Raw genomic sequence first — 11783 nt, forward strand, 5'->3', positions numbered from 1 at the left:
TCCCGAAGAAGCCCTCGACTGCGCCTGTGGCCTCTACCTCGGCGACCCCACCGCATGGCAACAACCCCCGACGAATTAACGGGCAAGACCACTTAGGTCCCACGGTTGTCGGGCCGAACGGCCCTATCGGCGCGAACGCGCGGCGAACAGAATCAGGCTCCCGGAGTCGGCTGCCCGCCGACTATTGCGTTGTTCGCACCAGTTGGGAGGACACCAATGAAGGTCACCTCGATGATAGCGACGGCGGTGGCGGCCGCGGTCCTGGCGCTGGCCGGAATCGTTGTCGCGCCCACCGTTTCGGCGGCTTACCCGATCGTCGGCAAGCTCGGCAGCGAACTGACGATGACCGACACCGTCGGCCAGGTCGTGCTGGCCTACAAAGTCGGCGGTCTACAGCCCAGCAACGACGAGACGCCCGGCTACACCCCTGCCGGCAAACTGTGGGAGGCCACGGTCACCGTCCGGGCGATCCAGGGCAGCGTCACCCCGGCCATCTCGCAGTTCAACGCCGTCGCCCCCAACGAGGCCGCCTACCGGGTGCTGTGGTTCGTCGCGAGCCCCACCAACATCAGCGGGGCCACGATCCCCGAAGGCGCCCAGTCGACCGGCAAGATCCACTTCGACGTCACGGGTCCGTCGCCGAACACCGTCACGATGAACAACGGCATGGAAGACCTCCTCATATGGGGCCCGTAGTGGTTGGGCGGCAGGATGATTGAGCGTCTGCAGGGGTTCCCCGACGACGCGGCGTTCGCCTGCCACGGCCATGTCACCAAGGCCGACTACGAAATGGTCCTGATGCCCGACGTCGACGACAGGTTCACCCGGCAAGACAAGCTGTGGGTGTAGTACGAGGTGCCCGCCGATTTCGATGGCGTGACGCCGGAGCGGTCTGGGACGACACCAACGTGGTCCTGAGGATCCGGCGCGGGACAGGAATTTCGGGTTCCTGATGCCAGCCCAACTGCGGGTCTTCCCCACCGCGGAGGCTGGGCAGGCCTGCGAATGGATCGCCCAACCGCGACAGTGACACCTGGCGCCCCGCGCCCTAGGCGGTGTGTTCCGAATCGCCGTCCCGGCCGCCCCCGCCGCGGGTTTCCAGCGACGCCAGCATGCCGGCCGCGGCCCGCTGCCAGGTGAAGTCCTCCGCGCGGCGGCGCGCGGAGGAGCGTCGGTGGAACTCGGGCCGGCGGACGATCGCGCCGACCGCGTGGGCGATGGCCCGGGGGTCGTTGTCGGCCAGGGCGCCGCTGTCGGGGGTGATGATCTCGGTCAGCGCCGAGGTGCGCGAGACCACGGCCGGGGTCCCGCACGCCAGCGATTCCAGCGCGGCGAGCCCGAATGTCTCGTGCGGGCCGGGCGCCAGGGTCACGTCGGCCGACGCCAGCAGCCCGGCGACGGTGTGCCGGTCGTTGACGAAGCCGGTGAAGTGGATCGGCAACCGGGCGGCCTGCCGCTCGAGCCGGGCGCGCAACGGCCCCTCGCCCACGACCAGCAGCCGGGCGTCGACGCCGGCGTGGTGCAGGGTGCCGAGCGCGTCGATGCTGCGGTCGACCCGCTTCTCCACCGACAGCCGGCCGCAGTGGACCAGCAGGATCTGCTGCGGCGTCGCCCAGCGCCGGCGTACCAGGTAGGAGTGGCGCCGCGGGTGGAACGTCTGCAGGTCCACGCCGAGCGGGACGGTGACGGTGTTCGACGCGCCGACGCGGTCGAACTCCTCGCGCGCGAAGCCCGTCGTGCACACCACGGTGTCGTAGTCGGCCGCGGTGCGCCTGTTGGCGAGGTCGGCGAACTTCTTGGCGGGGCGGCGCGGGAGTATCTGTCCCACAAGGCGATCCAGGCGTTCGTGGGAGATCATCACCGTCCTGGCGCCGTGTGCGCGGCCCCAGCGGCCCAGGGACCGCAGCGTGAGCCGGTCGGACACCTCCAGCGCGTCGGGCTCCAGCGCCTCCAGCAGGGCCTTGACGGGGCCCGGCAGCACCGCTCGGTAGCCACCCGTCAGAGGAATTAGCCTGGCGGGCAGAGTAATTCGTATCACGCCCGTCGGCAGCAGGGTCCGTTCGGGAAACGAACCGGGAACGATCAGGAAGACCTCGTGCCCGCTGGCGCAATACTCCGCGCCCAACCGGTCGACCGCGGTGCGCAAGCCGCCGGACCGTGGGCCGTAGAAGTTGGCGACCTGGACAACACGCATATCGTGAGGACACGCGGTGCGCGTGTGCAGTCAACGATGCCGAACCGACGGCGGCCTGAACAGTCCGTGAATTCCCTATCGGGTGTAGCTCACGTCACGGCTTGGGCGGCCGACCGGCCCGGGGGCCTTCGGCCTGGTCGATCCGCTCGGCGAGCTCAGCGCCGGAAAGCCGTGCGTCGAGGAACGCGCCGGAGGTGGGCAGGCTCAGGTGCAGCTGTGCGGCGCCGCTGACCGCGGCCCGCCCGCGCTCGAGGACGAAGTCGAGGACGTGGCCACCGGCGGTGCGGTCGGCGTCGAGGAAGTGCAGATGGTAACCGGCGACGGCGATTCCCTGCTCGAAGTCGGGGGTGCGGAAGCCGACCAGTGTGCCGTTCGCGTCGGTGAACACGGTTTCGGCCTGGTCCTCGGTCGCCTGCGTCAACGGCGGGTAGGGCGGCTCCTGGGCCATCACCGTGCGGGTACGCAGCTCGCGGAACCGGCCGGTGACCCGGATCGCGTAAATCAGGTTGGCGCTTGCGATCCGGTGGTCGATGGCGTCGATCACCGCCGACCTGGCGGTGGGTTCGGCGATGTCGAACTCGAAGTCGGCGTGGAATCGGGTGACCGCCGCGAACGGCGTGCGATCGGTCGGCTCCGCCCGGGCGGCGGTTCCGTCGGCGCGCAACCGGTAGCAGACGCCGTCCAGGACCACCATCTCGCCGTCGAGGTGGTTGAAGGTGCCCAGGCCGAAGTCGCCGTGGCGCATGATCTCGGCGACCGTGACGTCGCCGTCGTAGACCCCGTCCAGCAGCGCGCCGATCGTCGAGAACTGATACACCTCGGAGTCGGCCCGCTGATGAGCGAGAAGTGCTGTGGCCCAATGCCGGAAGCGCTCGTATGCACCGGAGGCGTCCATCGTGCCTACTCGAAGGAGTCCGCGTGCAGGTCCGCGGCCAACTCGGCGTTGCGGCTGTAGTCCACGGGAACGTCGATCAGCGAGACGCCCGGCTCGGCCAGGCCCCGGCGCACCGTGGCACCGAAGTCGTCGAGGGTTTCCACCCGGTGGCCGCGGGCGCCGAAGGCGGCCGCGTAGGAGACGATGTCGTAGTCGCCGAGTGCAACCCCCGACGTGCGTCCGTATCTCAGGACCTCCTGGAAGCCCACCATGTCGTAGGCGTTGTCGCGCAGGACGATATGGGTGAACGTCAGGCCCAGGCGGGTAGCCGTCTCGAGTTCCTGCGCGGAGAACAAAAATCCGCCGTCGCCGGATACGGAGACCACCGGGGTGCCGGGGCGCACCAGGCAGGCGGCCATCGCCCAGGGCAGGGCGACGCCCAGGGTTTGTTGGCCGTTGGAGAACAGCAGCCGCCTGGGCTGGTAGACCCGGAAGTGGCGAGCCATGTAGATGTAGACCGAGCCGATGTCGCAGGTGATTGTGGCCTGGTCGTCGTGGCCGAGTTCCTCGCGCAGCCGCAGCACGACCGCGGCCGGGTCGAGGCCGGGGCCCTCGGGGGTGTGATCGCGCGCGGCGGCATCGATGTCGCGCAGCGCCTTTCGCTGCCCGGCGATCTGGCTCCGGTAGCCGTCGGTGAGCGTGAGGTCGGCCAGCTTGTCGCTCAGCGACCCGAGAGTGGCCGCGACGTTGCCGATCAGCTCGCAGGTGGGCTGATAGTGGTTGTCGATGTCGGCGGGCACCGAGTCGATGTGCACGACGGTGCGTGCGACGTCGCCGTTCCACAGCACGGGGTCGTATTCGACAGTGTCGTACCCGACGGCGATCAACACGTCGGCTTGGCCCAGGACGACGTCGCCGGGCTGGTTGCGGAACAGGCCCACCCGGCCCAGGAAGTAGTCCTCGAGGTTGCGCGACACCACCCCGGCGGCCTGGAAGGTTTCCACCACGGGCAGCCCTGTCGTGGCGACCAGGGCACGCAGCGCCAGGCAGCTTTCCGGGTCGGCGCCGCGGCTGCCGACGAGCAGCGCCGGGCGGTGTGCGCCGCGAATGAGTTCGCACGCCCTCTCGATGGCGAACGCCGGGGCCGCCGCCAGCGGCGGGACGGGCAGGCGGTCGGTGATGCCGGCGGTGGTCGGGGCGGCCAGCACGTCGGCGGGCAGCACGACGGCGGCCGCGCCGCGCGGCGCGCTGAGCGCCGCGCGGAACGCCGCGACGGTGGCCTCGGCGGCGTTGTCGGGGTCGTTGATCTCGCCGGTGAACTTCGTGACCGTCTTGAGCAACGCTGCGGCGTCCATGGACTGATGCGTGCGTTTGAGGCGGTCTTCCCGGCGCACGGCCCCGCACAGCGCGACCACCGGGTCCTGCTCGGTGTTGGCGGTGAGCAGCCCGGTGGCCAGGTTGGCGGTGCCGGGGCCCGACGTCACCAGGACGACGCCCGGCACACCGGTGAGGCGGCCGACCGCCGCGGCCATGAACGCCGCGTTCTGCTCGTGGCGGCACACCACCAGCCGCGGGCCGGCGTCGGCCAGGGCGTCGTAGACGGCGTCGATCTTGGCGCCGGGCACGCCGAAGACGTACTCGACGCCCTGCGCCGAGAGCACCTCAACGATCTTGTCCGCGCTGCGCACCGGTTTGGCGGACTTGTTGAACACCATGTAGTCAGTCTGGCCCCTGGGCCGCGGTAGTGCAGCGTCGTCTCAGCGTCTGCCCCAGTCCCACGGCGGTGTGGTCAGCAGGCCCTGGCCGGCGACGCGTGTCTCACCTCACTGTTTGTAGAGCTCGATCTCGACGGCGCGCCCGGCCGGGCCGGCCTCGGCGATCGGCACGGCGTCGAGGAACTCCAGCAGTGCGGGGGAATGGGTCACCACCACGACCTGCGTCCGTGCCGCCGCGGAGCGGATCAGCGACGCGAGCGGTCGGACCACGTCGGGATGCAGGGAGGTCTCGGGTTCGTTCAGCACCATCAGCGACGGCGCTTGCGGGCTCAACAGGGCGGCGGCCCACAGCAGGAACCGCAATGTGCCATCGGACAATTCGGCCGCAAGCAACGGGCGCAGCATCCCGGGCTGCCGCAATTCGAGGTCGAACAGCCCGTCGTGGACGGCGACCGACACCTCGGCACCGTCGAATGCGTCCGCGACGGTGCGGCTCAGGTCATCGAACCCGGCCTCGAGGATCGTCTGAATCGCGGCTGCCAGATCGCCGCCGTCGTCGGCGAGCCCGTGGGCGCGGCGCACCAGCGTGGCGGGGTCCGCGGCACCGGCCCGGCGAACAACGCCTCCCGCTTGATCTGCGGGTCACGGGAGAAAGCGGAGTCCGGCCCGGCCGACTGCGGCAACCCGAGGTCGATCAGATAGCCGAAATCCTCAGCGGCAAAGCCCAGCTCGAGTGACCGGCCGGGTGCGCACCGTGCCCTCGGCGTTTCCGGTCCTTCGGGCCCCGGTCAGCTGCTCGGGACCGGCCCACAGCACCGACTGCAGCCCGCCTTCTCGGGCAAGTGAGGCGATCACCTCGCCGCGGCCGCAGTCGGCCAGCAGCCGCAACGCGCGGTACAGCGACGACTTCCCGGTGCCGTTGGCGCCGGTGATGACGGACAGCCCGCCCAGCGGCAGGACGACCTCGCGCAGTGAGCAGTACCCGCGGATCGCAACCGTCTGCAACATGGCGCCGACTGTACGGTTGGCGACCGTCAGGCGCGTCAGTCGCCGTCGGCGACCTCGAGGAGTCGAACCTCCTCGAGGTCCATCTCCTCCTGCAGCTCGCGCAGCACAATGTCGTCGATGAGGTTCTGGTTGCGCAGTGCGGTGATCTCCCGGCGCTTGTGTTCGAGCACCCCGAGGCGCACCCGCCGGACCACGTCGTCGCGCTCGACGAGCTCGGTGGCTCCCGAGCCGTCGTTGGCGAGCACCAGCGCGGCGCGTTCCTCGTAGTCCTTGCGGATGCGGGCCAGCAGGTCCTCGTCGACTCCGAGTTTGTCGGCGACCAGCGGCAACGCCGCCAGCGCGGCTTTGGTGCCGCGGCTGCGGGCCAGCTGCAACTCCGCTTCGAAAGCGACATCCTCGGGCATCCGGGCCCAGCGGACCACGGCGGGTAGCGTGCTGCCCTGCACGATGACCGTGACCAGGATCACGACGATCACGACGAAGACGAGCAGGTTGCGGTCCGGAAACGGGGCGCCGCTCAGGGTGGTCATCGGCACGGCCAGCGCCGCGGCCAGCGACACCGCGCCGCGGAATCCCGCCCAGGCGGTGACGAAGCGCATCCGCCAGCCGACGCGGCGGGCGCGTTGCAGATCGCGGCGATCGAGCAGACGGATGAGCACGGGGGTGATCTCGCCCCAGAAGATTCGGGACCCGATCACGACGCCGGTGATCGCGAGCGCGATGTAGGCGGCGTGTCGAAGTCCGCCCTCGACGCCGGCGATGCCGCGCAGCGCGCCCGGGATCTGGACCCCGACGAACACCCACAGCGAACCGTTGATCAGGAAGGTCGCGATGTCCCAGAAGGCGTATGACTGCAGCCGCGACCGCGCCCGGATCACCACCGGCCCGTAGTAGGTGAGCATCAACGCCGACACCCCGACCGCGACCACCCCGCTGCAGTGCAGCGACTGGGCCAGCAGGAACGCCGCGAACGGGGTGAGCAGGCTCAGGGCCCCTTCCTCGAGCGGCGCGTCGAGGCGGCGGCGCACCTTGGTGACCAGCCCGCCAACCACGATCCCGGACACGATGCCGCCGACGTAGGAGCCGACGAACCGCACGACCAGGTCCAGCGGGCCGACCGCGGCGCCGCCGATCGCGACGTGCACGGTCAATGCGAACAGCACCAGCGCGGTCCCGTCGTTGACGATGCTCTCGGCGCGCAGCACGGTCAGCGACCGGCGCGGCAGCCGTTTGCCCAGACCGGCGACGGCGGCGGCGTCGGTGGGGGACAGCACGGCCCCGAGGACGGCCGCCGCGTGTGACTCCATGCCCAGCGCCCGCGCCGTCCAGGACACCGCCACCGCGGTGGCGATCACCAGGGCGATGCTGAGGAACACGATGATGCGCGCGTTCTTGCGAATCTCCCGGAAGCTGGTGTTCAGGCTCTCCCAGTAAAGGATCGCCGGCAGGAACAGCAGCAGCACGATCTCGCCGTCGATCCGCACGTCGCCGAACCGGGGGATCAACCCCAGCAAACCGCCGAGCAGGATCAGCAGCACCGGCGGGCCGACGCGGTAGCGATGCCCAAGGACCGTGCCCACGATCACCGCGGACACCAGCGCAACGATGACGACGAGGCCAAACACTCAGTCCATCCTGCCGGAACCGCCCGGATCCCGCATGGCGGGTTGGCCGGGGTCGGCGCCGGGAGTTCTCCCGCCGCCCGCCCGAAGTCGCCGGCCGTTCACCTTCGCGAAGCCCGCCAGCCACCGAAACGGGCACCGTCAGGAGGGGTAGCAACCGCCGCGGCCGTCTCGGTACCCGGCTGCCGCTCGGCGCCGGGCGGCGATATTAGGCTGCAAGGGAAATGGGGGTACACGTGCTGCTGGCGAAGATCAGGCTGCTGGTGACGGTCGTCGTGCTCGTCTCATCAGCGGCTTTGGGCTGCTCGTTTCAGTCCAGGACCCCTTCGTCGGACAAAACTCTGCAGGTCTCGATGGACGACGTCCTGCACAAGGACAACATCACTCAGAACGTCACGCTCGGCGTCGGCAACACGCTCACGGTGAAGCTGGGCTCGAACTACTCGACCCCCTACCGGTGGCAGGCGGACGCACGCATCGGCGATTCCTCGATCGTCCGGCAATCGGGCCACCGGTACGTGCAGCCGACGACCGACCGGATGGGGGCGCCGGGCACGGAGGTGTGGACGTTCGACGCGCTGAAGCCGGGCACCACGACGGTCACCACCTACTACTCGAGCTTCGTCGGCAAGGACAGCAAACCGGCGTGCACCTATACCGCGATCGTGACCGTGCAGTAGGGGCCGGCGCGGCGGTCTCGGGCGACCCTCAGGCGGCGGAGACCTGGCGCCGCGTGGCGTAGACCTCGGCGAGGAACTGCTCGACGGCGACCGCCGTGTGCGCCGCGCGGGCCGAGCCGAAGATGTCGAAGGCGTGCTGGGTGAGGGGCAGCTCGGCGTAGACCACGGGCTGTCGGCTGACCGGCCGCAGCGCGCCGACGAAGGCACGTGCCTGTTCGACCGGAACGAGCGAGTCGTTGCGGCCGTGCAGGACGAAGAAGGGAGGAGCGTCGGCGGAAATGTGGTTGACCGGCGACGCCGTGCGGTAGATCTCCAGGTGCGTGGAGGGCCGTTCCTTCATCACCGATTTCACGAGGAGCCCCGGCATCATGGGGTGCATCGCGTCGTTGAAACGCGTGAAGTCGTAGACGCCGTAAAACGGCACGGCGGCCTGCACCCGGGTGTCGGCGTCTTCGAACCCCGGCTGAAACCGCGGGTCGTTGGGCGTCAGGGCCGCCAGCGCGGAGAGGTGACCGCCGGCCGAGCCGCCGGTGATGGCGACGAAGTCGGGGTCGCCGCCGTATTCGGCGATGTGCGCTTTGACCCAGGCGAGCGCGCGCTTGACGTCGACGATGTGGGCCGGCCAGGTGTTGCGCGGGCTGTGCCGGTAGTTGACCGCCACACAGATCCAGCCTAGCTCGGCCAGGTGGCTCATCAGCGGATGGGCTTGTCCGCGTTTGTTTCCCAACGTCCACGCCCCGCCGGGGATCTGGAAGAGCACCGGCGCCCTGCCGGCCGGGTCGAGGTCCGGGCGCCGCCAGATATCGAGGTGGTTGGCGCTGCCGTATTCGCCGTAGCTGATGTTGGAGTCGTGGGCGTAGTCGCGGTAGATGCGCATCATCCGCAGCACTCCCGGCGCCTTGGCGGTGCCGCTGCCGGCCGGCCGGCGCCACAGGTTGCCCGACTCGGTCAAACGGTCGGGTCCCAGCCCGCTGTCCAGCGCCGCGGCCAGCGGGACGTTCGCCTTGTGGCCGGCGCGGCTGAAGTTCAGCAGGCCCAGCGCCGAGATGGTCGCCACCACCCAAGCGGCCGCCCGCACGGGCCGGTCCAGGCGGCGGGCGGTCGCCACGAGCCCCCCGAGTTGGCTGACCAGGGTCTGCAGTGGCAGCTCGGTGACCACCAGGCCGAACATGAACGAGAACAGCGACAGATAGCCGCGGCGCGCCAGCGGCCGGTAGGCGTTGAGGGTGGACACGGCGGTCACCGCCGTCACGACCAACGACCCGATCTGCCTGAGGACGTGGACGACTCGAGCTTCGCGCATGCCGACACCATACGAGGCGGCCCGCGACCCCGGCCCCGGGTCCCGTCGTTTTCCGGGTCTCACACCAGCACGGACTTGGGCATCACGGTGGGCTTGACCCCGTACCGCGGGCCGCTGAAGCCCGGTGACTTCCCTGAGGTGGCCATGGCCGGCATGCCGGCCGGAACTGCCGTGGCCTCGGCGTCGGGTGCGACGGCCCAGCCCGATCCGTCCAGCGCCGCCGCCGCGGGCTCGGCGGGCGGGGCCGCCGCCGACCAACTGGCCGGCACCGACAGCGGGCCCACCGTGGACGCCTGCCCGAGCCCCGCCAGAATCGGCGGGCCGGCCATGCCCGTCGCCGCGGCCGGCTGTGCGGCGCCCACCAGAGCCGGCCCGCCCAGGCCGCCCGCCGCGGCCTCGGCGCCCGCCGCGGCGGCGGCACCCGACGAGGCGTTGAGGGTGTGACCCAGTGACACCGCGGTGGGGATGGCGTTCATGGTGAACCACGCCGACGTGTCGATTCCGCCGTTGATTGCGTTGGCTACCAACGGGATGCTCAGGAAGCTGTCGATCGGGCCGGCCTGCGCGGGTGTGGCGAGTGCGGCCATCGTGCGAGGTGCGGCCGAGATCAGCTGTACCAGCTCGGTCTGGGCGGCCGGGTTGGCGATCGCCGACGGAGAGGTCAGCGGGTTCAGGAACGCCGCCCGCGCCGACGAGGCGGCGTAGCCGTACATGGCGGCGGCGTCCTGGGCCCACATCTCGGCGTACTGGGCCTCGGTCGCCATGATCGCCGCCGTGTTGAGCCCCAGCAGGTTTGTCGCGACGAGCGCAGCCAGCTGGGTCCGGTTGGCCGCGATCTGTGGCGGCGGAACGATCATCGCGAAGGCCGTCTCGAAGGCGGCCGCCGACGCCGTGGCCTGCGCGGCCGCGTGCTGGGCGTGCGCGGCGGTGGTGTTCAGCCACGCCACGTACGGCTGGACGGAGGCGGTCGCCGATGCCGACGCCGGACCCGTCCATTGATCACCGGTGAGCTCGGCCATCACCGACTCGTAGCCGGCCGCGGTCGTGCTCAACTCCGCGGCCAGGGTGTTCCACGCCGACGCGGCGGCCATCATGGGTGCGGCGCCCGCACCGGCGTACATGCGCGCGGAGTTGACTTCCGGGGGTAGCGCTCCGAAATCCATTGTGCTGCGCTCCTTTCGATTTGCTTCGGTTGGCCTGGGTTTTCAGACGCCCGCCGGGCGTCCCATCACGGTGGGTTTGACCCCGTAGCGCGGGGTGCCCAGGCCGCCGGCCTTGCCGGACGCGGCGACCGCCGGCATCCCGGCGGGCACGGCCGTCATCGCCGCGCCGTGGGGCGGCGGGGCGGTCCAGCCGGCCAACGTCGCGGCGCCGGGACCGACCGGCGGGGCGGCCGGTCCCGCCGCCCAGCTGGGCGGCACCGACAGCCGCCCGACCGTGGCCGCCTGGCCGAGACCGGCCGCGATCGGCGATCCGCCGAAGCCCGCCGGGCCCGCCGCGGTCAGGGCAGGCCCCGGGCCCGCCGCAGCAACGGGGCCGGCGCTAAGGCCCCCCTCCTGCGTGGGAAGCAGCCCGCCGGCCGCCATGTTGAGCAGGTCCGACGCGGCGGAGGAGTAGTTGCCCGCCCCGATGTTGACGATATTGGCGAAACCACCCGACAATCCCGCGGGTATGACCTGCGCGCTGGTCCCGTTGACGGCACCGGAGACCGCCGACAGCGGCGACGCGGTCGCGACGGAGTTGGTGGACTCGGTGACCGCGTAGGCGGCGGCGCTGGTTCCCAGGGTTTTCACGAACAGCTCGTGGATCGCCGTGGCCTGGGCGCTGATGGACTGGTACAGGTTGCCGTACGCCGTGAAAAGCGCTGCCTGCAAACCGGATACTTCGTCGGTGCCCGCGGGCGCGAGGCTCGTGGTCGGGACCGCCACGGCGGTGTTCTGGTCGGCCAGCGCGGAGCCGAGGGTCTGCAGTTTGCCGGCCGCGTAGGTCAGCGCTTCGGGGTGGGTGATCACGAACGACATCGATGTCTCCTTTGTGCTTCCCCCGAGATCGTGGAGGGTTCCTTAAGCCGCTTCTGGCATCTGACAGTTTTCCCTGATCTCGTAGTTGACAGGCGATAGTCCGTCTGCGGCGCTGTGTCGACGCTGGTGGTTGTAGAAGGTGTAACACCAGTCGATGACCACCGCCTGAGCTTGAACAGTATCACGGAAACGGTTGCGGGACAACACTTCCCATTCCAACGAGGAGAAGAACGCCTCAGCCGCGGCGTTGTCGAAGCACGACCCGACCCCCCCCATGGATTGGCGGATCCCCAGCTCAGCACACAGCTTGGTGAACACCCTGGCGGTATAAGTGCTGCCACGGTCGGTGTGGAAAATGACCCGCTG

The 11783-nt window shown here is 70.2% G+C and carries 11 protein-coding genes and 1 pseudogene; 3 read left to right on the forward strand and 9 right to left on the reverse strand.

Annotation, left to right across the window (positions count from 1 at the left end; all coding sequences use genetic code 11):
- Positions 1–216: 216 nt before the first annotated feature.
- Together AC2VOR_RS18350 and AC2VOR_RS18355 are read left to right on the forward strand one after the other, a co-directional pair.
- Positions 217–696: an MPT63 family protein gene (locus tag AC2VOR_RS18350; RefSeq protein WP_369738132.1), complete on the forward strand. Its 480-nt coding sequence runs from the start codon at positions 217–219 to the stop codon at positions 694–696.
- Between the two features lie 15 nt (positions 697–711).
- Positions 712–849: a hypothetical protein gene (locus AC2VOR_RS18355; RefSeq protein WP_369738133.1), complete on the forward strand. Its 138-nt coding sequence runs from the start codon at positions 712–714 to the stop codon at positions 847–849.
- A 199-nt stretch (positions 850–1048) separates the two neighbouring features.
- Here the strand turns inward: AC2VOR_RS18355 and AC2VOR_RS18360 are convergent, their stop codons facing one another.
- From AC2VOR_RS18360 to AC2VOR_RS18380, 5 genes and pseudogenes are all read right to left on the reverse strand, one after another.
- Positions 1049–2194: a glycosyltransferase gene (locus tag AC2VOR_RS18360; protein WP_369738134.1), complete on the reverse strand. Its 1146-nt coding sequence runs from the start codon at positions 2192–2194 to the stop codon at positions 1049–1051.
- A gap of 94 nt (positions 2195–2288) precedes the next feature.
- A complete protein-coding gene (budA, locus tag AC2VOR_RS18365; protein ID WP_486964266.1) occupies positions 2289–3089 on the reverse strand; it encodes an acetolactate decarboxylase in 801 nt (266 codons plus the stop codon).
- Positions 3090–3094: 5 nt separating this feature from the next.
- Positions 3095–4783 (reverse strand): acetolactate synthase AlsS, encoded by a 1689-nt coding sequence (alsS, locus tag AC2VOR_RS18370; protein WP_486964267.1) that lies wholly within the window; start codon positions 4781–4783, stop codon positions 3095–3097.
- Positions 4784–4825: 42 nt separating this feature from the next.
- Positions 4826–5791, reverse strand: a pseudogene (locus AC2VOR_RS18375) (AAA family ATPase).
- 35 nt (positions 5792–5826) lie between these two features.
- The gene (locus AC2VOR_RS18380; RefSeq protein WP_369738138.1) at positions 5827–7416 is read right to left on the reverse strand and encodes a Na+/H+ antiporter; all 1590 of its coding nucleotides are present in this window, start codon (positions 7414–7416) and stop codon (positions 5827–5829) included.
- 221 nt (positions 7417–7637) lie between these two features.
- On the opposite strand from AC2VOR_RS18380, the gene AC2VOR_RS18385 reads away from it, so the two are divergent.
- Positions 7638–8093: a protease inhibitor I42 family protein gene (locus AC2VOR_RS18385; protein ID WP_369738139.1), complete on the forward strand. Its 456-nt coding sequence runs from the start codon at positions 7638–7640 to the stop codon at positions 8091–8093.
- Between the two features lie 28 nt (positions 8094–8121).
- On the opposite strand, the gene AC2VOR_RS18390 is transcribed toward AC2VOR_RS18385, so the two are convergent.
- The 4 genes from AC2VOR_RS18390 to AC2VOR_RS18405 all read right to left on the reverse strand — a co-directional run.
- Positions 8122–9396: an alpha/beta hydrolase fold domain-containing protein gene (locus tag AC2VOR_RS18390; protein WP_486964268.1), complete on the reverse strand. Its 1275-nt coding sequence runs from the start codon at positions 9394–9396 to the stop codon at positions 8122–8124.
- Between the two features lie 59 nt (positions 9397–9455).
- Positions 9456–10559 carry a PPE family protein gene (locus tag AC2VOR_RS18395; RefSeq protein ID WP_369738141.1) on the reverse strand — a complete coding sequence of 368 codons (1104 nt, stop codon included), beginning with the start codon at positions 10557–10559 and terminating at the stop codon, positions 9456–9458.
- 42 nt (positions 10560–10601) lie between these two features.
- Positions 10602–11417, reverse strand: a complete 816-nt coding sequence (locus AC2VOR_RS18400) for a PPE family protein, SVP subgroup (protein WP_369738142.1) — start codon at positions 11415–11417, stop codon at positions 10602–10604.
- 42 nt (positions 11418–11459) lie between these two features.
- The coding region (locus AC2VOR_RS18405) for an integrase core domain-containing protein (protein WP_486964269.1) at positions 11460–11783 on the reverse strand (324 nt) is incomplete at its 5' end.

The organism is Mycobacterium sp. TH-M103 (assembly GCF_057473785.1).